The sequence below is a fragment of the Streptomyces sp. LUP47B genome (genome assembly GCF_001746295.1).
Classification (GTDB): domain Bacteria; phylum Actinomycetota; class Actinomycetes; order Streptomycetales; family Streptomycetaceae; genus Streptomyces.
Genome location: NZ_MJAH01000007.1, coordinates 143,626 through 166,920, shown reverse-complemented (window position 1 = coordinate 166,920; position 23,295 = coordinate 143,626). Strand labels below are relative to the sequence as shown.

18 protein-coding genes and 1 pseudogene are annotated in these 23,295 nt (G+C 69.8%); 14 read left to right on the top strand and 5 right to left on the bottom strand.

Annotated elements, in window-relative coordinates; all coding sequences use genetic code 11:
- Positions 1-93: 93 nt before the first annotated feature.
- Entirely contained in the window at positions 94-786 is a 693-nt protein-coding gene (locus tag BFN33_RS23130; protein WP_256122840.1) for a TetR/AcrR family transcriptional regulator, read from the top strand.
- Between the two features lie 145 nt (positions 787-931).
- A complete protein-coding gene (locus BFN33_RS23125) occupies positions 932-1,372 on the top strand; it encodes a VOC family protein (RefSeq protein ID WP_069762023.1) in 441 nt (146 codons plus the stop codon).
- A 90-nt stretch (positions 1,373-1,462) separates the two neighbouring features.
- Here BFN33_RS23125 and BFN33_RS23120 read toward each other — a convergent pair whose 3' ends face one another.
- Together BFN33_RS23120 and BFN33_RS23115 are read right to left on the bottom strand one after the other, a co-directional pair.
- Positions 1,463-4,138: a family 78 glycoside hydrolase catalytic domain gene (locus tag BFN33_RS23120; RefSeq protein WP_079140969.1), complete on the bottom strand. Its 2,676-nt coding sequence runs from the start codon at positions 4,136-4,138 to the stop codon at positions 1,463-1,465.
- Positions 4,139-4,276: 138 nt separating this feature from the next.
- Positions 4,277-5,350: a LacI family DNA-binding transcriptional regulator gene (locus BFN33_RS23115; protein ID WP_069762022.1), complete on the bottom strand. Its 1,074-nt coding sequence runs from the start codon at positions 5,348-5,350 to the stop codon at positions 4,277-4,279.
- 409 nt (positions 5,351-5,759) lie between these two features.
- On the opposite strand from BFN33_RS23115, the gene BFN33_RS23110 reads away from it, so the two are divergent.
- The 4 genes from BFN33_RS23110 to BFN33_RS23095 all read left to right on the top strand — a co-directional run bounded on the left by BFN33_RS23110 (position 5,760) and on the right by BFN33_RS23095 (position 11,378).
- Positions 5,760-7,091: an ABC transporter substrate-binding protein gene (locus tag BFN33_RS23110; RefSeq protein ID WP_069762021.1), complete on the top strand. Its 1,332-nt coding sequence runs from the start codon at positions 5,760-5,762 to the stop codon at positions 7,089-7,091.
- On the top strand, positions 7,091-7,996 hold the full coding sequence (locus BFN33_RS23105; RefSeq protein ID WP_079140968.1) for a carbohydrate ABC transporter permease: 906 nt from the start codon (positions 7,091-7,093) through the stop codon (positions 7,994-7,996). Before BFN33_RS23110 ends, BFN33_RS23105 begins: the two co-directional genes overlap by 1 nt.
- Before the next feature lie 2 nt (positions 7,997-7,998).
- The gene (locus BFN33_RS23100) at positions 7,999-8,895 is read left to right on the top strand and encodes a carbohydrate ABC transporter permease (protein WP_141757989.1); all 897 of its coding nucleotides are present in this window, start codon (positions 7,999-8,001) and stop codon (positions 8,893-8,895) included.
- Positions 8,896-9,227: 332 nt separating this feature from the next.
- On the top strand, positions 9,228-11,378 hold the full coding sequence (locus BFN33_RS23095) for a beta-galactosidase (protein ID WP_069762020.1): 2,151 nt from the start codon (positions 9,228-9,230) through the stop codon (positions 11,376-11,378).
- A gap of 256 nt (positions 11,379-11,634) precedes the next feature.
- On the opposite strand, the gene BFN33_RS23090 is transcribed toward BFN33_RS23095, so the two are convergent.
- Positions 11,635-12,237, bottom strand: a complete 603-nt coding sequence (locus BFN33_RS23090; protein ID WP_069762019.1) for a hypothetical protein — start codon at positions 12,235-12,237, stop codon at positions 11,635-11,637.
- 285 nt (positions 12,238-12,522) lie between these two features.
- Positions 12,523-12,609: pseudogene (locus tag BFN33_RS52035) on the bottom strand (universal stress protein); the annotation flags it as partial.
- 211 nt (positions 12,610-12,820) lie between these two features.
- Here BFN33_RS52035 and BFN33_RS23085 point away from each other — a divergent pair.
- On the top strand, positions 12,821-13,684 hold the full coding sequence (locus BFN33_RS23085; RefSeq protein ID WP_069762018.1) for a universal stress protein: 864 nt from the start codon (positions 12,821-12,823) through the stop codon (positions 13,682-13,684).
- A gap of 101 nt (positions 13,685-13,785) precedes the next feature.
- Here BFN33_RS23085 and BFN33_RS23080 read toward each other — a convergent pair whose 3' ends face one another.
- A complete protein-coding gene (locus tag BFN33_RS23080; RefSeq protein WP_176742451.1) occupies positions 13,786-15,495 on the bottom strand; it encodes a CdaR family transcriptional regulator in 1,710 nt (569 codons plus the stop codon).
- A 300-nt stretch (positions 15,496-15,795) separates the two neighbouring features.
- On the opposite strand from BFN33_RS23080, the gene BFN33_RS23075 reads away from it, so the two are divergent.
- The 7 genes from BFN33_RS23075 (at position 15,796) to trxA (ending at position 23,293) form a co-directional block, all read left to right on the top strand.
- Positions 15,796-16,326: a general stress protein gene (locus BFN33_RS23075; RefSeq protein ID WP_069762017.1), complete on the top strand. Its 531-nt coding sequence runs from the start codon at positions 15,796-15,798 to the stop codon at positions 16,324-16,326.
- A 66-nt stretch (positions 16,327-16,392) separates the two neighbouring features.
- Positions 16,393-18,312, top strand: a complete 1,920-nt coding sequence (gene dnaK / locus BFN33_RS23070; protein WP_069762016.1) for a molecular chaperone DnaK — start codon at positions 16,393-16,395, stop codon at positions 18,310-18,312.
- A gap of 10 nt (positions 18,313-18,322) precedes the next feature.
- Positions 18,323-18,907, top strand: a complete 585-nt coding sequence (locus tag BFN33_RS23065; RefSeq protein WP_069762015.1) for a nucleotide exchange factor GrpE — start codon at positions 18,323-18,325, stop codon at positions 18,905-18,907.
- A gap of 6 nt (positions 18,908-18,913) precedes the next feature.
- Entirely contained in the window at positions 18,914-19,852 is a 939-nt protein-coding gene (locus BFN33_RS23060) for a DnaJ C-terminal domain-containing protein (RefSeq protein WP_069762014.1), read from the top strand.
- Entirely contained in the window at positions 19,852-20,220 is a 369-nt protein-coding gene (locus tag BFN33_RS23055) for a chaperone modulator CbpM (protein ID WP_176742450.1), read from the top strand. Before BFN33_RS23060 ends, BFN33_RS23055 begins: the two co-directional genes overlap by 1 nt.
- Positions 20,211-22,850 carry an ATP-dependent chaperone ClpB gene (gene clpB, locus BFN33_RS23050; protein ID WP_069762013.1) on the top strand — a complete coding sequence of 880 codons (2,640 nt, stop codon included), beginning with the start codon at positions 20,211-20,213 and terminating at the stop codon, positions 22,848-22,850. Before BFN33_RS23055 ends, clpB begins: the two co-directional genes overlap by 10 nt.
- On the top strand, positions 22,847-23,293 hold the full coding sequence (trxA, locus tag BFN33_RS23045) for a thioredoxin (RefSeq protein WP_069762012.1): 447 nt from the start codon (positions 22,847-22,849) through the stop codon (positions 23,291-23,293). The genes clpB and trxA overlap by 4 nt, the downstream gene beginning before the upstream one ends.
- Positions 23,294-23,295: the final 2 nt, after the last annotated feature.

The following is a 23,295-nucleotide window of genomic DNA, read 5'->3' as shown; positions in this document are numbered from 1 at the left end:
AGGCGTGACCAGGGCGGCCTGTCAAGGGTTCGGTCTATACTGGCTGCTCCAGTAGACGAAGTCGGCTAACAGTCGGTAGCTTCAGGAGTTCGCGTGAGCTCAGCCCAGAGTGAGGGGCACGGCAAGTCGCTCCACGGAGTGCACGGCGGATCGCGCAACGGGTCCTACGAGCGGCCGCACCGGCCGGCCCGTGCGGAGGGCACGCCCGTCACCGACCGCCGGTCGGCGATCCGGCAGGCCGCGCTGCGGCTCTTCGCCGCACAGGGCTACCGGTCCACCACCATGGCCGACATCGGAGCCGCCGTGGGCATCCGAGGCCCGAGCCTCTACAAGCACGTGGCCTCCAAGCACGAACTGCTGGCCGAGATCATGATCGGCACGATGGAACAGCTCATCGCCGACAACATCGTGGCCGTCTCCGGCACCGACGACGTCCGCGAACAGCTGCGCCGCTCCGTGGAGGCGCACATCCGATACCACGCCCGCCACCGCCTGGAGGCCTTCGTCGGCAACCGCGAGATCGGCAGCCTCGACCAGCCCGACCAGGACCGCGTGCTCGGCCGCCGCAGCGACTACGAGCGCCGCTTCCGCGAACTCATCGAACAGGGCGCCGCCGAGGGTGCCTTCCACGTGCAGTCGGCCCGCATCGCCTCGTACTCGATCCTCGACATGGGCATCGGCGTCGCCAGCTGGTTCCACGAGGGCGGCGAGTTCTCCGTCGACGAACTCGCCTACCAGTACGGCGACATCGCCCTGCGCGTCGCGGGGGCGCGCCGACAGCCATGACGGCCTCAAGCACGGTAGCGAGGCTGAGGAGGGATCCAGCTTTTCGGAGTTCTGCGGTGTGAGGATGTCGAGAACGTGCCACCGGTTCCGTCCCAGGGACATCAGTGGCCACCACCGGCTGCACGAGGACAAAGGAGAAACCAGCATGGCGATTCAGCGGATGGACAACGTCGGCATTGTCGTCGAGGACATGGATGCCGCCATCGCGTTCTTCGTGGAACTGGGGCTGGAGCTGGAGGGCAGGGGGGAGGTCGAGGGTGCCTTTGCCGACCAGTGCACCGGACTCGACGGCGTCCGCTGTGACATCGCCATGGTCCGGACCCCGGACGGTCACAGTCGGCTCGAGCTGGCGAAGTACCGCAGTCCCGCGGTGATCAGCGCCGGGCCGCGCAACCGGCCGCACAACATTCTGGGCACGCACCGCGTCATGTTCGCCGTCGACGACATCGAGGACACCGTTGCCCGCCTGCGCCCGCACGGCGCCGAACTACTCGGCGAGATCGCCCGGTTCGAGGACATCTATCTGCTCTGCTACCTCCGCGGCCCCGAGGACATCATCGTCGGACTGGCCGAGCAACTGCGCTGAGAAGAAGAAACAATCCTCGCGGTTGGCCGCCCGGATCGACGACGAACCTCACCCATCAGCCGTCCGGTGCTCACCCCGATCCGCCCGCTTTCACCGCGCTTCCACGCTGCGTTGCGCCGTGAACCGGCCCGGGCCCGCTGTCAGCTCCTCACCCCCGGGGAAGACGACGGTGGCGGTGGAGGCGGGAGGTACGTCGACGGTGATGTGCAGTTCGTCGCCCTCGGTAGCCCATTCGACCGCGATGGTCCCCCGCGGGCCCTCGAAGGTCCCGCGCGCCCAGCCGACCGACGCGTGGGGCACGGGCGCGACGACGAACGACGCCCAGGCGACGGAGCCCTCAGCCTGCCGTAGTCCGAGGGTGTGGGTGTGCAGGAAGTTGACGACGGCGCCCTTGCTGTAGTGGTTGAGCGAGTCGTGAGCGTCGCCGTTCTCGTCGATGCCCTCCCAGTCCTCCCACATGGTGGTGGCACCGCGGTCGAGCATGGCGAGCCAGGACGGCGCGGTGCGCTGGAGCAGTACCTCGTAGGCGAGGTCGGCGTGGCCGGTGTCGGCGAGGACGGGCAGCAGGTCGGCGGTGGAGAGGAATCCGGTGCCCAGGTGCGTTCCGGCCGCGCGGATGAGGGCCACCAGACGTTCGACGGCCGCGTCACGCAGTTTCTCAGGCACCAGTCCGAAGGTGAGGGCGCGGACATAGCCGGCCTGGCTGTCGGTCATGGTCCGGCCGGTGTCTTCGAGGAACTCGGTCCGCCAGGCGTCCTTGATCTGCTGCGCCAACTCCGTGTAGCGGGCGGCCTCGGCGTCGCGACCCAGGAGGGCGGCTACCTCGGCGAGGAGCGAGGTGGAGCGGTACAGGAAGGCGGTGCCCACCTCGCCCTTGTCGGTGCTCATCCAGCCGTCCGGGCCGTCCTCCACCGGCTCGATCAGCGAGCCGTCCTCGGCACGGGCTTTCGGCTCGGCCCACTCGCCCCAGTGGAAGGAGCCGTCCCAGACGAACTCCTCATGCGGCAGGGGCTGGGCCGAGCGGGCCACTCGGGAGGGGTGGCGGGCGGTGCGGGCGGTGGTCAGTGCCCATTCGACCCAGCGGACCATCGCGTCCCAGTTCTCGGCGAGCACCCGGCTGTCGCCGTATGTCTCGTACAGCACCCAGGGCACCAGCACGATCGCGTCGCCCCAGCCGGCGGAGCCCGTCATCATGTCGAGCCGCTGGTCGGTGCGGAGCTTGGCGCGCCGTCCGTCGGGGGAGAAGTTGGCGATGCGGCCGTCGTCGAGTTGGTCGTCGCGGACCGAGCGGAGCCACTTGCGGCTGAAGCCGGACACGTCGTAGAGGCGCGCCGCGCTGGGCGCGAAGACCTGGTAGTCGCCGGTCCAGCCGATGCACTCGCGGGTCGGGCAGTCGGTGGGCACGTCGACGGCGTTGCCGCGGAAGCTCCAGCGGACGACCTCGTGCAGACGGTTGAGGTCCTCGTTGCCGCAGGCGAAGGTGCCTGCGGGGCGCAGGTCGGTGTGGACCACCCGCATGGTGAGGCCGGCGGCGTCCAGCGGGACGTCGCCGCGCTCCAGCCGGGCGTACCGGAATCCGTGCACCGTGTGGCGGGGCTCGAAGACCTCGCCGGTGGCCCCGGAGGAGACGACCTCGTCGCGCTGGACGAAGACGGTCACCGGATCACCGGGGCGCTGGATGTCGAGGTGGGCGGTGGTCAGGTCCCCGGTGGCGGGGTCGAGATGCTCGCCGTGGTCGATCACGGTTCGGGTGCCGGCCGGGCCGAGGTCGGTGAGGAGGAGCCGGCCGGAGGCGTTCTGGCCGAAGTCCGCGATCCAGGCGCCGTCCGGCAGCCGGATGAGCGAGACGACGGGGCGGTCCTCGACGCGGCGCACGGGCGGGGCCGGGGACCAGTCGATCGCGGGCGCGGCGACGGCGTCGACGAGGACGGGACGCTCAGGGCCGCGGGGGGCGAGGAAGTCGGTGATCTGGCCGTCCCTGAGGTCGGCGCGGGTCACCGGGCCCCGGGCGGAGGTCCAGTGCTCGTCGGTGCGTATGACCCGGCGCGTCCCGTCGGCGTACTCCAGATGCAACTCCAGCCGGGCCGCGAGGAGTTCCCCCCAGCCTGCCGGTTTGCGGAAGGCGCCCACCTGGCCGCGGTACCAGCCGTCGGACAGCACGATCTCGACGGCGTTGACGCCGGGGCGAACGGACGGGGTGACGTCGGCGGCCTGGGCGTACAGCGTGCGGTCGTACGAGGTCGAGCCGGGCGCGAGCTCGACGGTGCCCGCGCGCTCGCCGTTGACGAACGCCTCGTACACGCCCAGGGCTGTGGAGTACAGGCGGGCGCGGACCACGTCGGTGGTGGTGAAGGCGGAGCGTAGGACGTGCGTGGGGCGGGTACCGGGCTCGCGGCGCGCGTCCTGCGGATCGTCCGCGGGCGTGATCCAGTGTGCTGTCCAGTCCTCGTCGAGGAGCCCGGCCTCGAAGCCGTGCCAGGCGCTCCACTGGGAGGTCTCCGCGTCCGCGTGCGTTCGGACGCGCCACCGCACGCGCTCACCACTGCTCAGCGGAGCGGCCGGCCATTCGACGAACAGGTGGTCGCCGATGTGCTCCGTCTGCGGCGAGCGCCCGTCGACGTGGATCTCCAGCTCGTGGCCGGCACGCGCGGGTATGCCCCCTGGAGGCTTCCACGACAGTCGAGGGCGGCTTCCGGAGACCGGGAACTGGTCGCCACCGAAGTCGATCGTGAGGTCGTACGGAGCGGGCATGGCCATCGACGCCATCGCCTCCCCTTCCATGTGGGTCAGTCGGTTGTTCACTGCCGGTGCAGGGCGAGCGTGCTCGGGGCTCGCGAGGGCGTGCGGGAGCCGGGAGGGACTGCCGCCGCGTCCCGGACGTTCAGGCGTGTGTGACGAGTGGGTTCAGGAGACGACACCGGTTCCGGTCTGCCCGGCGGAGTCGGGGGCGGTGTCGGCGAGGACCGGTCCGGTCGAGTCCCGGACCACCAGCCTCGTGGCCAACTCGACGTGGTGGGAATCGATCTCCGCGGCGGAGGCCAGACGAAGAGCGGTCCGCAGGGCAACGGCACCCATCTCGTTGATGGGTTGGTGGACGGTGCTCAGGGGCGGCGAGGTGACCCGGGCCAGCGGCGTGTCGTCGAAGCCGACGACGCTGAGGTCCTCCGGGACGCGCAGGCCCCGCCGCCGGGCGGCCTCGATGACACCGGCGGCCAGTTCGTCGCAGGCGGCGAACACCGCGGTGGGCGCGGGGTCCGCAGCCAGCAGCCGCTTGCCGTGCTCGATGCCCTCCGCGGTGTGGAAACTGCCGGCGTGCCGGACCAGTTCGCCCAGTACGGGTACGCCGGCGGCCTCCATGCCGCTGCGGAATCCGTGCAGTCGGGCCTGGTTGGAGCTGGCGTCCTCCTTGCCGCCGAGGTAGGCGATGCGGCGGTGGCCGAGGGAGAGCAGATGCGTGGTGGCGGCACGGCCACCGGAGAAGTAGGTCGAACCGACGCTGACGATCGAAGGGTCGGGCACCTCCGGGTCGAGCAGCACGAGAGGGAGGCGAACCCGGTTCAGGGCTTCGACCATCGGAGGGGACAAGGTGTTGGCGGTGACGGCGATGACCGCGCGCCGGCCGGCGGCGGCCAGGTTGTGTGCCCAACCGGCGGGGTCGGCGGCCGGATCACGATCGCTCCGTCTGCTGACCACCACGCCGACGCCCTCCCGGGCCCCCGCGTCCACCACGGCCTGGACCATGGCGGTGCAGTAGATGCTCAACTCCTCGAAGCCGAAGAACAGCTCGACGGTGGGGTGTGAGCGCAGGTCGTCCCGGTTCCCGCCGTAGTTGTGCTGGCGCATCAGCTCCAGCACCACGTCCCGCGTCTGTTGGGCGACATCAGGGCGCCCGTTGACGACCTTGGAGACGGTGGCGACCGAGACGCCGGCGTACTCGGCGATCTGCGCCAATGTCACGCGGTTGGAAACGGATGCCATGAGTCCCCTTTGGCGACAGTACCGGTCTGAGTGATCCTCGTCCTGAACACACTAGCACCGAAATATTTTTCGTAGATCTTTCGATGTCTTCAGGCAGGAAAATCCAGTCAGAACAAGGTCGACACAAGGGGTTGACGAAGGTCATCGACATGCTTAGCGTTCACGGTCAGCAGGATTTAGGGAAAGCAATTTCGAAGTACTGGGTCACAAACTTTCGTAGCACTACCGACTGGCGCGACCCATTCGAACCTGGGCGGCACGGTGAGCACCTGGCACCCGCCCCGGTCTTCCTCTGCAGCAGCAGCCCGCCTTCCGGCCAGGTCGCCCTGCTCAAGAACCCGCATCCCGCCGGCCTCGATCGTCCGGCGCCCCGACATCTTCGTCACCGACCCATGGAGGAGGACTCGCGATGAGGCGAGACCACACCGCGGAGGCTGTTTCGCCGACCGCCGCCACATTCCTGTCCCGGCGCGGTTTCCTCGGCGCCGTTGGCGGCGGACTGGCCGTCACCACGCTGGCCGCCTGCGGGTCGGGCGGGGGCAGTACGGGAAGCAGCTCCGAGATCGTGTTCATGAACCAGTCCCGCGGACAGGCGGCAGCGCTCGGACAGCTGGCGCAGAAGTACACGCAGCAGACCGGCGTGAAGATCAAGGTCGACAACGTCGGACCGGCCGACTTCCTGACCAAGCTCCAGTCCAGCTCCCAGTCCCGCGACATGCCGGACATCTACTCGGCGATGGACTCGTTCTCCATGGCGCCGTACTACAAGGCCGGTTGGGCCATGGACCTGAGCGACCGGATGAAGGGCAGCTGGGGGGAGACCTTCCGGCCCGCCACGATCAAGGCGTCGACGTTCGCGCCGGACAATTCGCAGGGCGTGAAGCCGGGCATCTACAGCGCCCACTGGGAGGCCCCGGCCCTGGGGATCTTCATCAACGCCGCGATGTTCAAGGCCGCCGGTCTCGACCCGGACAAGCCGGCCGCCACCATGAGCGAGTTCATCGACCAACTGGTGAAGGTCAAGAGGTCCGGGAAGGACCCCTTCTGGTTCGCGGCCAGCAATTCCAACCAGCTGGTCCAGTCCTACGCCTCCAACTACTTCACCGACGAGGAGCTGAACGCCACGTTCCTCGGCAAGTCCAGCTGGAAGAGCGAGGGCTGGCGCAAGAGCCTGCAGATCCTGGTCGACCTGCGGGACGCCGGGGTGATCTCCACGGGCTCGATCCCCTCGGGCAACAGCGACAACCCGAACGTGGAGAAGGCCTTCTTCAACACCCAGGGCGTCGCGGCCATCTTCGACGGCACCTCCGCCGTCGGTGTGGCCCGCGCGACCGCGCCGGACTTCACGGACTTCCGCTCCCTCGCGGTCCCCAAGGCCGACGACGGCACGCAGACGCCGCGCCTGGTGGGCGGTACGGCCAAGGGAGCCGCGATCAACCCCAGGAGCAAGAACGCGGCCAAGGCCCTCAAGTTCGTCCAGTGGCTGACCGAGCCGGGCCAGCAGCAGGTCTTCGCCGAGAAGGTTCCGCTCATCCCCTCCGCGCGCACGGTGGCCGAGAAGAACATTCCGCAGCAGCTGGTGGGCATCGCCGCGAAGATCTCCGACGTCCAACTCGTCCAGAACCAGATGAAGGTGCAGGTCATCACCGCCCTGCAGAAGGGCGCCCAGGCCATCGTGCTCAAGGAGCGCACGGTCGACCAGGTCCTCGGCGACCTCGACGCGGCACAGCGGAACGCGTAGTGAGGCAGCGCACCCGGATGCTGGCCGCCGGTGTCTTCCTGGCGCCGGCGCTGGCCATGATCGCCATGTTCACGGTCGTCCCTTTCGTTCAGGGCATCCTGTTGAGCTTCCAGTCCTGGGACGGGGTGAGTCTGGACGCGCCCTACGTGGGGCTCGCCAACTACCGCTTCGTCCTGCACGACACCGAGTTCTGGGGCTCGATGAAGAACGCCGTCGTCTTCGGCGTCGTCGGTCTGTTCGTCGCCAACGCGGTGTCGATGGTCATGGCCCTGGCCGTGCACCGCGCCCGCCGCGGGGCGGCGTTCTTCCGCACCGTCTACTACCTGCCCGGGGTGTTCTCCACGGTGGTGGTGGGCGTGATGTTCGCCTGGTTCCTCGACCCGAAGATCGGGGTCGTCAATCAGGCACTGAAGGCGGCCGGACTCGACGGTCTCCAGCACAACTGGCTGGGTGACCCCAAGACGGCCCTGATCGCGGTCGCCGTCGTGTTCGTCTGGTACCACTGGGGCTTCGGCTTCATCCTCTTCCTCGCCGGCCGGCAGGACGTGCCCCAGGAGCTGTACGAGGCCGCGTCGCTCGACGGTGCCGGCGGCTGGGCCCAGTTCCGCCATGTCACCTGGCCCGGGATGTCCCATGTCACCGGCATCGTCAGCGTGCTGACCCTGCTGAGCGGCCTGCAGATCTTCGGCACCGTCCAGGTGCTGACCAACGGGGGCCCCGCCGGCCATACCGAGGTCCCCACTCTCGACATCTACCAACAGGCCTTCCAGTACAGCGAGTACGGTCGCGCGGCCGCGATGTCGGTCATCTTCGGGGTGTGCCTGATCGTCCTCGCCTGCGTCCAGCTGTGGGTCTCCCGCAGGCTCGGTGGAAGCACGGGCTCGCGGGCGGAGAAGGGAAGTTGACGGTGAACACGCTTGTCGACACGGCACGGGGAGCGAAGACGCCGCCGGTGCCGACGCCCAGCACACGACGCCGTGGCGCCCGCCTGCGCGGACCACGCGTGGCCCTGTACGCCTTGTTGATCGCCGGAGCCCTGGAAGCCCTGGTGCCGGTGCTGTGGATACTGAGCGGATCCCTGCAGAGCGCCGAGCAGCTTTACAAGGGAACCGATCCCATCCCTCACCCCTTCGAATGGGGCAACTTCGCCACCGCGTGGAACGAGGGCGGCTTCAGCCAGTACCTGCCCAACAGCCTCCTCTACACCGCGGCCTCGGTCCTCGGGATCCTGGTCATCGCGAGCATGGCCGGGTACGCCCTGGCCCGCATCGAGTTCCCCGGACGAGGTGTCGTGGTGGGCGCCATCCTCGTCATCATGATCATTCCGCTGCCGGCGTCGTTCATCGCCCAGTACAAGCTGCTGATCACGCTCGGGCTCGCCAACACCCGCATCGGCTACATCCTCGTACTCATCGCCGGCGGGCTGCCGATCTCCATCCTGATCATGCGCGGGTTCTTCGCCAGCCAGCCCAAGGAACTGGAGGAAGCCGCCGCCATCGACGGTGCCTCCCTGCTCGGCACCTTCTGGCGGATCATCCTCCCGCTGGCGCGGCCCGGCCTGGTCGCGGTGGCCGTCATCCAGGCCATGGGGGTCTGGAACGAGTACCTCATGGGACTGGTGCTGTTCAACGACAGCTCGTTGATGCCCGTACAACGCGGGCTCACCAACTTCGTCTCGGCGGAGTCCCCGCAGCAACAGATCCTGCTCGCCGCCTCGCTCATCGCGGTGCTGCCGATCGTCGTCTTCTACGCGATCGCACAGCGCCACATCATCAGCGGTCTTTCGGCGGGAGCGCTCAAGTGACCAGGCAGCGACCACCGGTCGCCGCCCGGACGCCCACGGTCGCCGACACCCCGCAGGCGAACCGAGCGCGGGTCGATATCAAGGAACTGCCCGCGCCCCAGACCGCCCCACAGGACGGGGTCCGCACCCGTCCCGCCGACTGCGTCTCGGCCAACTGGGGCGGCCTGGGATCACCCGGCCCCACCAAAGGCGCGAAGTACATGTTCCCCGGCATCACCTACGCCCGGGCACCGGCCTCCCCCTCATGTTGGGGAACGACTCCCAGGCCGCCGACACGCTGACAAACTCCCGCCGCCCCGCACACCCAACTCTTTCTTCAGGAGGCCCACTTCATGGCGGACCTGCCCGCCCGCGTTCTCTTCGGCGCCGCGTACTACCACGAGTACCGGCCGCCCTACGGCACCGAACAGGCCGAGGAGCAGCTCAAGACCGATCTCGACCTGATGGCCGAGGCGCACTTCACCGTCATCCGGGTCGGCGAGTCGGTCTGGTCGACCTGGGAGCCGGAGAACGGAACGTTCGACCTCGACTGGCTTCAGCCCGTCCTCGACGGCGCCCGGGAACGCGGGATCTCCGTCATCCTGGGCACACCGACCTACGCGGTCCCGCCGTGGCTGGCCCGGCAGTACCCGGAGATCTGCGGCGAACGGGCCACCGGTCAGCGCATCGGCTGGGGAGCCCGTCAGGAGGTCGACTACACCCACCCCGCCTTCCTCTTCCATGCCGAACGCGTCATTCGCCGCATCCTCGACCGTTACGCCCGCCACCCCGCGGTCATCGGCTTCCAGGTGGACAACGAGCCCGGCCTGGAGCTCTTCCACAACCATGGTGTCTTCCAGCGCTTCACCGACCACCTGCGCCACAAGTACGGCGACGTCGAGACCCTCAACCGGGAGTGGGGTCTGGTCTACTGGTCGCACCGCCTGACCACCTGGGCCGACCTGTGGGCGCCGGACGGCAACACCCAGCCGCAGTACGACGTCGCCTGGCGGGAGTTCCAGGCCAGGCAGACCACCGAGTTCATCGCCTGGCAGGCGGGCATCACCCGCGAGTACGCCCTCCCCGAGCAGTTCGTCACCACCTGCGTCTCCTATCCCCGCCCGGGGGTGGAGGACCACGAACTCAACGCGGTCCTGGACATCGCCGCGGGCAACCCGTACTACGCCATGCAGGACGCCCTGCTGCTGCCCGACGAGCGCGAGACCGAGCACAACAAGACCACCGGCCCCTGGTCGATCTCCCAGATCGCGGACCGGATGTACTCCTCCCGCCAGGCCCCGTTCCTGGTCACCGAGACCAACGCGGCCACCATCAGCGGCCCCTGGGACAACCGCCCCGCCTACGACGGCCAGTGGCGGCAGGCCGCATGGATGCTGGTGGCACGCGGGGCCCGGATGATCGAGTACTGGCACTGGCACACCCTGCACTTCGGGACCGAGACCTACGTGGGCGGCATCCTCCCGCACAGCGGCAGGCCGGGCCGCGTCTACGACGAACTGGCCCGACTGGGAGGCGAGTTCGAAACCGCGGGCCCACTGGTCGCCGGCATCGAGCCGGATGCCGACATCACCATGGTGTACTCGACGCCGAGCAAGTGGCTCATGCAGAAGTACCCACCCCTGGCGAACCGGAACGGCGAACCGGATCCGGCCGCCTACCACGGCATCTTCGATCCCTTCTACCGCGGCGCCTTCGAGGCGGGCCGCCAGATCCGCGTCGCGCACGCCCGCCAGCTGCACGACCCGCGCGGCGAAGTCCCCGGTCCGAGCCCCGAGGAGGCCGTGCGCCACCATCCCGTCCTCGTCGTCCCGGCGCTGTACGTGACCGACGACGACACACTGGACTGGCTCGCGGCCTACGCCCACGCGGGCGGCCACCTGGTCCTCGGACCGCGGACCGGCTACGCCGACCACGAGGCACGGGCCCGCCAGGAGCCGGCACCGGGACGGCTCACCACGGCCGCCGGGGTCCAGTACGAGGAGTTCAGCAACCTGATGCGGGACGTCCCGCTGCGCGCGGTGCCCGGCAGCCCACTGGAGCTGCCGGAGCAGGCGACAGCCACGCGCTGGGTCGACGGACTCACCGTCCTGGACGCCGACGTGCTCGCAGCGTACGACCACCCGCACTTCGGCCGTTGGCCGGCCGTCACCACCCGCCGCCACGGCACGGGCCGGGTCACCTGCGTCGGCACGGTTCCCGGCCGCGACCTCGCCAGGGCGCTCGCCGCCTGGCTGGCGCCCGCCCCGAGCAGCGACTGGCAGAACCTGCCGCCGTCGGTCACGGCCACCACCGGGAACTCCCCCGACGGCCGCCGCGTGCACGTCGTCCACAACTGGAGCTGGGACCCCACACAGGTCACGGCACCGACAGCACTCTCCGACGTGCTCGACGGCACCTCAGTACGCGCCGGAACAGCACTGCGCCTGGGCGCCTGGGACGTAAGAATCTTCGTCACCGCCGACGACGGGACGCCCTCGCCCTGAGGTAGCTGCCTCTCGGGCGGGGCTCAGCCCTTCGGCGGGGCCGTGCTCTCGCGGACCACGAGATGGGTGGCGTGGAACGTCGGCAGCGCAAGGCCTTCGCAGCGATCGTCGTCTGATGGCTGAGTTGGTTGATTACATATGTCTCTGCCAACCGCGCCCGCCGAAGCGGTACGGACACCTCCAGCAGTGCCGACGCGAGCCCCGACGCCACCTGGACGCCCCGGTAGGACATGGCCATCGACTTCGTACAGACCCGTCAAGGACGGAAACGCGCAGACCACCGGGGTTCCACCAGACCCCATTCGGCGTCCCATTGCGCGTACCTTCTCCGGTCGAGGAGTAGGCGCACGCCCGCCCCGACCGCGTAGGATCCGGCGCCCACACCGAACGCCGCCATGCCGCCCACCAGCCAGCCACTGGTCTTCGCGTTGAACGTGGTCGCCGGCGGACGGGCGACCTTACCGTCGCGGGTCACCCACACACGTACGGTGGAGCCCTTGGGCGTTCCCGGCTTCACCAAGGCTGTTCCCGTCCGCACGACACCGTCGATGTCGGTCCAGCGAACCGGCGCCGGTCGCTTTGCCCAGTCGCCACCCCCGGCGGTCGACGTCAACCGGGCGGTGACCTGGTGCCGTTCCGCTGTCTGGGTCCGCACCGTGTGCATCGACGCTTCGTACGCTGTCAGTCCCGCGCTGACGGCGGCTGCCGGCAGCCCGAGGACGAGAATGACCATCAGGACACGGCGCATCCAGCACTCGAACGTGTCGGACGTACGCCTCAGGGAGTTCCCGCGCTTGGCCGCGTGATCGCCGCGCCTCGGCGGCGGACCGGGTGTGTACGGCGAACCTTGTGTGCTCATGACCCGCCTTCCGACAATTCGCCGGCCGTCGCCCGCCACCTGTTCCACCTCGAACGGCAGCGGGATCGGGGCACAGGGCCGAAGATCCCTGTCGGGCCGGCTTTCGGTCCCCGTCCACCGGTAGCCAAGGGGATCCAGCCCCGCAGGCTGCGGCCCCGCCGGTCCGGGTGCCCCTGTCTCCTGCGTGCGCCGACGACCAGCAGGTCAGCCGACGCCGCGTCCAGCAACGCTCGGCGCGCCGGGCACCTGGGGACTCGCCCGGGCATCGCGATACCTTCGCTTCTCGTGCCGGGCCGGCTCGACGGCGGCCAAGTCCACCGCCTCCAAGCTCGATTCGGATCCGTCGATGCCGACCACCAAGGGAATCGCCACCGCACCCGTCTCCTCTCGTGGCGGGTGCAACGTGCCTGCCCTCCCTCCCCTCTACGGCCCCACATGCGCCGGGGAGGATATTGGGGTACTCCTCGTAGTAGAGAAGCATCGCGCTCGGCATGTCGGCGACGTCCGGAGCATGTACGCCATCGGACTCGTTCACCGTCACCCACCGTCGTATCCAGTTTCGTACGAGACGGAGGCCGCCGCCATGCAGCCAGTCATCACCGTGGGCCTTGACGGCTCACCCGAGAGCCTCGCCGCCGCCCGCTGGGCCGCCGACGAGGCCGACAAACGCAAACTCGCGCTGCGCCTCCTGCACGCGTGGCCACTGCTGGCGCCGGAACCGGCCCGCGTCCCCGCGGAAGTCGATCAGAACTACTGGGCGAAGCGCTTCGTCCACACCGCGCGCGCGGAACTGGAATCCAGTCACCCGGGTCTGACCATCATCGGGAGCCTGGTGGCCGACGACGCACGGAAGGCTCTGCTCCAGGCGGGGTCGGAATCCGAGCTGATCGTGCTCGGCTCACGGGGGCTGGACTCCGTGGGAAGCTACTTCCTGGGTGACGTCAGCATGCCGGTCGTGGCCCGGACGGAGCGGCCGGTGGTTCTCGTCCGCACCGGATACGGGACCCTGGAGCCGACGCCGGCGAGCCGTGTGGTCGTGGCATTGAAACTCCACGGATCCAGCGACGAACTGCTCGACTTCGCCTTCCACACCGCCGCGGTCAGAGAGGTTCCGCTGCTGGCCGTGCACGGCCGGAGCGTGCCGCTGCACGCGCGCGTGCCCTGGGGCGTGGACCACGCCGTCACCGAAGAGATGACACGGGACGCACAGCAGGAGCTGAGCAAGGCCATCCACCGCTGGCGCGAGAAGTACCCGCAGGTGGACGCGGCCCACGCCATCCGGCTCGAGACTCCCGCGAAGGCCGTCGTACACGCTGCCGAGGGCGCCGCGCTGCTCGTCGTCGGCCGGCGCACACACCGGCATGACATGACACCCCATCTGGGCCACGTGACCCACGCTGCCATCCATCACGGGCGCTGCCCGGTCGCCGTCGTCCCTCATGGCTGAGCCCGGCCACAACAGGCCGCCGCACCGGCCCTGTTCAGGATCGCCCTGATGGTCCCTGTCTGCCGCCGCAGACGCTGGGCACCAACAGTGTGGGCACCAATTCAGCGCCGCCCACTCAGGATGATCTTCCAGACCCGCGTAGCCACTTGCAGATTGAGCCGGGTGTCCACATCCGCCAGGTCGCGGTCGCTGATCTCACGGATGCGCTGCAGCCGGTAGCGCAGGGTGCTGCGGTGCACCATCAGCGCGGCGGCCGCATCGTCGTAGTTGCCTCCGCAGTCGAAGTAGCGCGAGAGCGTCTCCACCAGCTCCGTGTCGTGCCGTGCGTCGTAGTCGATCAGGGGGCCGAGCCACTCTCGCACGAAGCCCTCAAGTTCCCGGAGATCGTTGCCGGGCCCCAGGATCCGGTACAGCCCGAGGTCTTCGAAGAAGGTGGTTCCGCTGCGCTGGCGGGAGTTCTGCCGCACCTTCAGGGCTCTCAGTGCCTCCTGGTAGCAGCGCGGAACGCTGTCCGGGGAGTCGCAGCGGGTGCTCACCCCGATCGCTCCCTCGGGCGTCCCCAGCTCATGGGCCAGCGCCGCGTGCACGGCGTCGTCGTCGGGCCTCGCTTCGGTCAGCAGGACCACCCGGTCGCCGCGACGGGTGATCAGCGGACGGGTCGCCGTGGTGGCTGTCGCCTGTTCGACGGCACGGGTGAAGGAGTCGTCGGCGCCGTTGCCCGGCCAGTGCACCACCACCACGTAATGGGTACGTTGCAGGTCGTGGCCGACGGCTTCGGCCCGGGCGTAGGCGCTTGTCTCGTCGGTGCCCTCCAGCAGGTCGTCGATCAACTGGCGGCGCAGCCGCAGCTCGACCTCGGTGAGCTCGCGCATGTGCATGAGCTCCTGGGCGAGCGAGCGCTGGGCGTGATCCAAGGCGAACATGGTGTGCTCGTCGGCCGTCGCCCCGGGGTCCTGGAGGGCTAGTACGCCAAGGAGGTCACCGCGCGGCCGGGCCAGGGCGATCAGCCGGTCCTTGAACCTGACCGGGCCCGCCTCGCGCGTGACCTGCCGCAGCATCTCCTCCTGATGGGTCGAGGACCGCACCGGATAGGGCTCGGGCCGGTTGGGACCGGCCCAGCACCTCAGATTGCCGAACCGGTCCTCGACGAGCGCCGACAACCCCGTGAGCTCGTACAGCGCTTGGGTGATGGCGTGCTCGCCCCCACCTCGGGAGGCGACACGGGCGAGAGTCTCGTGCACGGTCCTCTGCAAGCGCAGCTTGGAGCGCATGGTGTCCAGGCGCCGCAGTGCGGTGTCCCGTTCGGTGCGGAGCCGGCTCAGTTCGCCGGCGCTCTCGTGTTGCGAGGCGCCCGTGGCCGCCAGTGACAGGGCCGCCGATGTGAGTCCCACGAGGCTCGAGAGGAGGAAGTGTCCCTGCTCATCGGGCCCGCAGTGGGAGGAGACGACGATGTAGCCCAGCAGACCGCCGGCCCCGCGCAGGCCGAACGCCCAGGTCCAGGGCCGCTCCGGAAGGGATACGGAGCCGTCGGCCTCGCCCAGCTCCGTCATCTGTGCGTCGTCGATCGTTGACGCTTCCGCGTCGTGGCCTGCAACGCGGGACAAGCCGTCATCCGTTGCGAGGTATCCGACCTCGGCGCGGTAGGGGCCAAGGACACTGACCTGCCGCATGGCCAACCGCACGATCTCCCTCTGTTCCGCGCAGGTGAACAGGGCGTGGGACAGCACCAGCAGCCCGTGGGGGTCCAGCGCCGCGAGCGGACGGGCGTCGTGCCGTTCGGTGCCCGCGGTGTCGCCCGGGTGGCGGGTCACGTCCTGGTCGGGGACATGAGGAGACAGCCTCTGTGACGGACGGCAGGCCATAGATCACTCCGTTCTCTGGTCATCGGAGGCGATCAAGCGAATCGTGGGATCCATGCCTGGGCGAACCCTGAGTACCCGGCCTCGGCGATGCCATCCGGCTTGTCTGGATATTTGCCTTGTTCTCATGGACCGACCGAGTACGCCGATTTCTGACCTGCCGGGTGCAGGCGGAGCGCGCTGCTGTGTTGCCACGCTGGGCTCGTCAGGGATCGCCGACGCATCGGCGACCGTGGCGGAAAGGACTGGCTGATGAACGAGCAGGCTCGTAGGACCATCGCCTCGTACCCGACCTACCAGGAAGCGGAACGCGGCGTCGATCACCTGTCCGATCGGGGTTTTCCCGTCGAGAGGGTGGCCATCGTCGGGCAGGACGTGCGCCTGGTCGAGCAGGTGACCGGCCGCATGGGACTTGGCGGGGCCGCCCTGCACGGCGCGGCGAGCGGCGCCCTGCCCGGCGCACTGATCGGATGGATCTTCGGGCTGCTGAACTGGCTGGACCCGGTCGTGTCGGGGCTGCTCCTCGCCTTGTACGGGCTGGTTTTCGGAGCACTCGTCGGCGCGCTGCTCGGCCTGCTGGTGCACGCGGCCCAGCGTGGCCGCCGGGACTTCGCCTCGGTGAGCTTCATGCAGCCCGGCCGGTACGACGTCGTCGCCGACGACGCGGTCGCCGACGAGGCGGTGCGGCTGCTGGCCGAGCTGCCCAGCGGGACATCCGGTACCGGTACCAGCAGCGGGGCATGGAAGGCCAGCCGCCCGCGGAGCGGCCCCGCCGTCACTTGAGCGATTGCGGACGACGGGCGCGGCTCCGAGCGGAAACGGGGGCGCCCGTCGCGGAAGGAGTTCCTCATGGCCAAAGCAGTAGGCATCGACCTGGGCACCACGAACTCGGTGATCGCCGTCTGGGAGGGCGGCGAGCCGACGGTCATACCCAACAGCGAGGGCAACCGCACGACGCCGTCCGTGGTGGCCTTCACCGACACCGGCGAGCGCCTGGTGGGCCAGCTGGCCCGACGGCAGGCGATCCTCAACCCCAAGGGCACCATCTACTCGGCCAAGCGCTTCATCGGCCGGCACTTCGACGAGATCTCCGAAGAGGCCAGGGCCGTCGCGTACGACGTGGTCGAAGGAGACGGCGGGGCAGCCCGCTTCAAGGTGCGCGACAAGCTCTACGCGCCGGAGGAGATCAGCGCGCAGGTGCTGCGCAAGCTCGCCGACGACGCCTCCAAGCAGCTGGGAGAGCGGGTCACGGAGGCGGTCATCACCGTACCCGCCTACTTCAACGACGCCCAGCGCACCGCCACCAAGGACGCCGGACGCATCGCCGGCCTGGAGGTGCTGCGGATCATCAACGAGCCGACCGCGGCCGCCCTCGCCTACGGCATGGACAAGAAGGAGCACGAGACGGTGCTCGTGTTCGACCTGGGCGGCGGAACCTTCGACGTCAGCATCCTCGACGTCGGCGACGGCGTGGTGGAGGTACGGTCCACGGCGGGTGACAGCCATCTGGGCGGTGACGACTTCGACCGCCGGCTGGTCGACCAGCTGGCCGACGGCTTCCAGAAGGAGAACGGTATCGACCTGCGCCAGGACCCGCAGGCGCTGCAACGTCTGTTCGAGGCGGCCGAGAAGGCCAAGACTGAGCTCAGTTCGGTGACCCAGACGCAGGTCAGCCTGCCGTTCATCACCGCCGACGCCTCCGGGCCCAAGCATCTGACCACGACGATCATGCGATCCACGTTCGAGCAGATCACCAGCGACCTGGTGGAGCGCTGTCTGGGCCCGGTGCGGCAGGCCATGGGCGATGCCAAGGTCAGTGACAACGACATCGACGAGGTCATCCTCGTCGGCGGCTCCACCCGCATCCCCGCCGTCCAGGCCCTGGTGCGGAGGCTGACCGGCGGCAAGGAACCCAACATGAGCGTCAACCCCGACGAGGTCGTGGCGATGGGCGCCGCGATCCAGGCCGGGGTCCTCAAGGGCGAGGTCAAGGACGTCCTGCTCCTCGATGTCACCCCGCTGTCGCTGGGCGTGGAGACACGCGGCGGTGTGATGACGAAGATCATCGAGCGGAACACCACGATCCCGGTGCGCCGCTCCGAGACCTTCTCCACCGCCGAGGACAACCAGCCCGCCGTCGACGTCGTCGTCCTGCAGGGCGAGCGGGAGAGGGCCGCCGACAACCGGGTCCTGGGTCGCTTCCAGCTCACCGACATCCGCCCCGCGCCGCGCGGTGAGCCGCAGATCGAGGTCATCTTCGACATCGACGCCAACGGCATCCTGAATGTCACCGCGCGGGACAAGGACACCGGCAAGGAGCAGGGCATCACCATCAGCGAGAGCTCCAACCTCGACCGCACCGAGGTCGAGCGGATGGTCCAGGAGGCCGAGCGCAACCGCGGCGAGGACCAGGCCCTGCGCGAGGCGGTCGACGCCCGCAACGAACTGGACGCCATCGCCTACCAGGTCGAAAAGCGCCTCGGTGAGCTCGGCGACGCCGCGCCCGCGCACGAGAAGGCCCGCGCCGAGATGCTGGTGGCGGAGGCCCGGGACGCGGTCAAGAACGAGGTCGGGGCGGACAAGGCCCGACCGCTGACGTCCGAACTCCAGCAGGTCTTCGCGGCGCTCGCGGCCCACCAGGCGGGAGCTGCCGCGGGCGGTCCGGCGGGCGCCGGCTCACCGGACGGATCCGGTCCCGGCGGAGGAGCCGCGCCGGGCGGCGCCGGGGGCGACGACGATGTGATCGACGCCGAGTTCGACAAGGGCTGAGGTGCCCGCAATGTCCATTCCACCCCGGGGCCCAGAGCCCGACCCGCCGCCGGAAGGCGCCGTACAGCCGCCGCGCGGGGACCTTGCCCAGCCCGGACAGCCGACCGAACAGGCCGAGCCGGGGCCCGACGCCGCAACCGGCACCGCCGCAGCCGACGACGAGTCCTCGGCGGCGTTGCGCGAGGCCGAGGACCGCTGGCGCCGCGCCCTGGCCGACCTCGACAACCTGCGCAAACGCCATGCCAGGGAGCTGAACGGACAGGCCGCGGCCGAACGTGCCCGTACGGCCGCGGCCTTCCTGCCCGTCATCGACAACCTGGAACTCGCCCTGAACCACGCGGCCGCCGACCCCGGTGCGATCGTCGAAGGTGTCCGGGCCGTGCGTGACCAGGCCGTGAACGTCCTGGAGCGGCTCGGCTACCCGCGTCAGGCGGAGAGCGGCGTGCCGTTCGACCCGGCCCGGCACGAGGTCGTCGGCGTGGTCCAGGAACCCGGCGCCGATCCGAACACCGTGGTCCAGGTGCTGCGACCCGGTTACGGGGAGGCCGAGCGGCAGCTGCGGCCTGCCGCCGTGACCGTCGCCAAGCGGGAGTGAGCGGCCATGGCACGCGACTTCTACGAGGTGCTCGGCGTTCCGCGCACCGCCGACCGGGACGAGATCCAGAGGGCTTATCGCTCCCTGGCCCGCAAGTACCACCCCGACGTCAACAAGGACCCGCAGGCGGAGGAGCGGTTCAAGGAGATCAACGAGGCCTTCAGCGTCCTGTCGGATCCCGAGCAGCGGACCCGCTACGACCGCTTCGGCGAGGACTTCCGGAAAGTCCCGGAGGACTGGGAGGAACGGGTCGGCGCCGGCGCCGGCGCGGGAGCCGGCAGCGGCTTCCGGTGGTCCACCGGGGGCGGACCCCGGGCCCGGTACGCCACCAGCGGCTTCGGCGCCGAGGGCGTCGACGTCGAGGACCTGTTCGGCTCGTTCTTCGGGGGCGCCGGACGGATGCGCGTCCCCGGAGCCGACCAGGAGGCCGAACTGCCGCTCACCGTCGAGGAGGCCTACCGCGGAGGCCGCCGCACCGTCACCCTCGCCGGGCCCGACGGTCAGCGGCGCTACGAGGTGGACGTACCGCCCGGCGTCACCGACGGCCGACGCATCCGGCTGGCGGGCGAGGGCGGCCGCGGCAGCGGCGACGGTCCCGCGGGGGATCTGTATCTCCGGGTGCGGATCCAGCCGCACCCCCAGTTCCGCCTCGAGGGCCGGGACGTGTACGTGCAGCTTCCGGTCACCCCCTGGGAGGCCGCGCTGGGCGCGACCGTGCCGGTGCCCACGCCGAGCGGTGCCACGGCGAAGGTGACCGTGCCCGCCGGGTCCTCCAGCGGACGGCGTCTGCGGCTGCGCGGCGAGGGCATGCCGGGCCCGCGCGACGCGAACGGAGACCTGTACGCGGAGCTGCGGATCATGGTGCCGCCCCGGCTGAGCGACCGGGAGCGCGAGCTGATGGAGGAACTTGCCGCTGTCTCCTCGTTCGACCCCAGGAGGACGTGATGAGCGACCGACCGGCCGAGGCCCGCCCTTCCCACGCACGCACGCACGAGGTGGGCGCGCGGTACGCGATCGTGCCCGTGCCCTTGCTCTCGCTGGAGACCGTGGCCCGCCGCTCGGGCCTCCATCCCGATCTGATCCGTCGGTTCGTCGCCCTCGGACTGGTGGACGCCGGCCCTGACGCCTCCGGGCGGCTGGTGTTCGACCCCACGGCCCCGGCCGCCCTGGCCCGCGTCCAGCGGTTGCGCACCGGGCTGTGCCTGAACTACGCATCCCTCGGTCTGGTGCTCGACCTGCTCGACCGCATCAGTCTGCTCGAAGCCGCGCTGCGGCGTGCAGGCATGAGGAGTGATCTACCACCATGGACATGAACCGCCTGACCCAGAAGTCACAGGAAGCCCTGCAGGAGGCGCAGAGCGCCGCCGGCAGCCTGGGCCACACCGAGGTCGACGGCGAGCATCTGCTGCTCGCCCTCCTCGACCAGGACGAGGGCCTGATCCCTCGGCTGCTGCAGCAGGCGGGCACCGAGCCCGAGGAGTTGCGTACGGCCGTACGCGAGGAACTCTCCCGTCGGCCCAAGGTGACCGGCCCGGGCGCGGCGCCGGGCCAGGTCTTCGTCACCCAGCGCCTGGCCCGGCTGCTGGACGCGGCCGAGCGGGAGGCCAAACGCCTCAAGGACGAGTACGTGTCCGTGGAGCACCTGCTGCTGGCCCTGGCGGAGGAGGGCTCGGCGACCGCCGCCGGGCGCCTGCTGAAGGAGCACGGCGTGACCCGGGATTCGTTCCTGAGCGCGCTCACCAGGATCCGCGGCAATCAGAGGGTGACCTCCGCCAACCCCGAGGTGGCCTACGAGGCCCTGGAGAAGTACGGCCGCGACCTGGTCCTCGAGGCCCGGTCCGGGCGGCTGGACCCGGTCATCGGCCGGGACGCCGAGATCCGCCGTGTCACCCAGATCCTCAGCCGCAAGTCCAAGAACAACCCCGTCCTGATCGGCGATCCCGGCGTCGGCAAGACCGCCATCGTCGAGGGACTCGCCCAGCGCATCGTCCGCGGCGACGTGCCCGAGGGCCTGCGCGACAAGGTGGTGTTCGCCCTCGACATGGGCTCCCTGGTCGCCGGCGCCAAGTACCGCGGCGAGTTCGAAGAGCGCCTCAAGGCCGTGCTGTCCGAGGTCAAGGCCGCCCAGGGGGGCATCCTGCTCTTCGTCGACGAACTGCACACCGTCGTCGGTGCGGGCGCCGCCGAAGGGGCCATGGACGCGGGCAACATGCTCAAGCCGATGCTCGCCCGCGGCGAACTGCACATGATCGGCGCGACCACCCTCGACGAGTACCGCAAGCACATCGAGAAGGACGCCGCCCTCGAACGCCGCTTCCAGCAGGTCGTGGTCGACGAACCCAGCGTGGAGGACACCATCTCCATCCTGCGTGGCCTGCGCGAACGCCTCGAGGTCTTCCACGGCGTCAAGATCCAGGACACCTCGCTGGTCGCGGCGGCGACGCTCTCCCACCGCTACATCACCGACCGGTTCCTGCCCGACAAGGCCATCGACCTCGTCGACGAGGCCTGCGCCCGGCTGCGTACCGAGATCGACTCCATGCCCGCCGAACTCGACGAGATCACCCGCCGCGTCACCCGCCTGGAGATCGAGGAAGCGGCCCTGTCCAAGGAGAACGACCCGGCCAGCAAGTCCCGTCTGGAAGAGCTGCGCAAGGAACTTGCCGACCTGCGCGGCGAGGCCGACGCCAAACACGCCCAGTGGGAGGCCGAACGGCAGGCCATCCGCCGCGTGCAGGAACTGCGCCAGGAACTGGAGCAGGTCCGCCACGAGGCGGAGGAGGCCGAACGTGCCTACGACCTCAACCGCGCCGCCGAACTCCGCTACGGCCGCCTGCAGGACCTGGAGCGCCGGCTGAAGGCCGAGGAGGAGCAACTGGCCGCCAAACAAGGGCAGAACCGGCTGCTGCGCGAGGTCGTCACCGAGGAGGAGATCGCCGAGATCGTCGCCGCCTGGACCGGCATCCCCGTCGCCCGCCTCCAGGAGGGCGAACGCGAGAAGCTGCTGCGCCTCGACGAGATCCTGCGCGAGCGCGTCATCGGCCAGGACGAGGCCGTCAAGCTCGTCGCCGACGCCATCATCCGCGCCCGCTCCGGCATCCGCGACCCGCGCCGCCCCATCGGCTCGTTCATCTTCCTCGGCCCCACCGGCGTCGGGAAGACCGAGCTGGCCAAGACCCTCGCCCGGGCCCTGTTCGACTCCGAGGAGAACATGGTCCGCCTCGACATGAGTGAGTACCAGGAGCGGCACACCGTCAGCCGGCTCATGGGCGCACCGCCCGGATACGTCGGCTACGAGGAAGGTGGCCAACTCACCGAGGCCGTACGCCGCAAGCCGTACTCGGTCGTCCTGTTCGACGAGATCGAGAAGGCACACACCGATGTCTTCAACACCCTGCTGCAGGTCCTCGACGACGGCCGCATCACCGACTCCCAGGGCCGCACCGTCGACTTCCGCAACACCGTGATCATCATGACGTCCAACATCGGCTCCCAGTACCTGCTCGACGGCGCCACCGCCGACGGCGAGATCAAGCCGGACGCCCGCGCCCTGGTGATGGGCGAGCTGCGCGGGCACTTCCGCCCGGAGTTCCTCAACCGCGTCGACGACATCGTGCTGTTCAAGCCGCTCGGTGAGCGGCAGATCGAGCGGATCGTGGAGCTGCAGTTCGACGAACTGCGCCGCCGCCTCGCCGAACGCCGCATCGGCGTCGAACTCACCGACGCGGCCCGTGAGTTGATCGCCCACCAGGGCTACGACCCGGTGTACGGGGCCCGGCCGCTGCGGCGTTACATCTCCCACGAGGTCGAGACACTCGTCGGGCGTGCCCTGCTGCGCGGCGACGTCCAGGACGGCGCGAAGGTCCGCGTCGACGCCGAGCACGGAGAACTGGTGGTCACCTACGACCAGCCCGAGGACGCGAAGGGAGCAATGGCGGCATGAATACCGTGCAAGGCACCAACGTCACCTGCCCGCACTGCGGGCGCACCAACCGCGTCCCGGTGGCCGCCGAGGGCCGCCCCACGTGCGGCAACTGCAAGCAGCCGCTGCCGTGGATGGCCGACGCGGGCGACGACGACTTCACCGAGGTCGTCGAGCAGGCCACCGTGCCAGTCGTCGTCGACCTGTGGGCCACCTGGTGCGGCCCCTGCCGCATGGTCAGCCCCGCGCTGGAGCAGGTCGCCACCGATCTGGCAGGGACGATCAAGCTGGTCAAGGTGGACATCGACAAGAACCCGCGCCTGGCGCAGCGGTTCGAGGTCCAGGCGGTACCGACGCTGCTGGTCCTCGACAAAGGACAGACCATCGCCCGGCAGGCGGGTGCCGCACCCGCCCCTGCCTTGCGGCGGTGGGTGGAACAGTCGATCGCGGCCCGGGAAGGGTGATC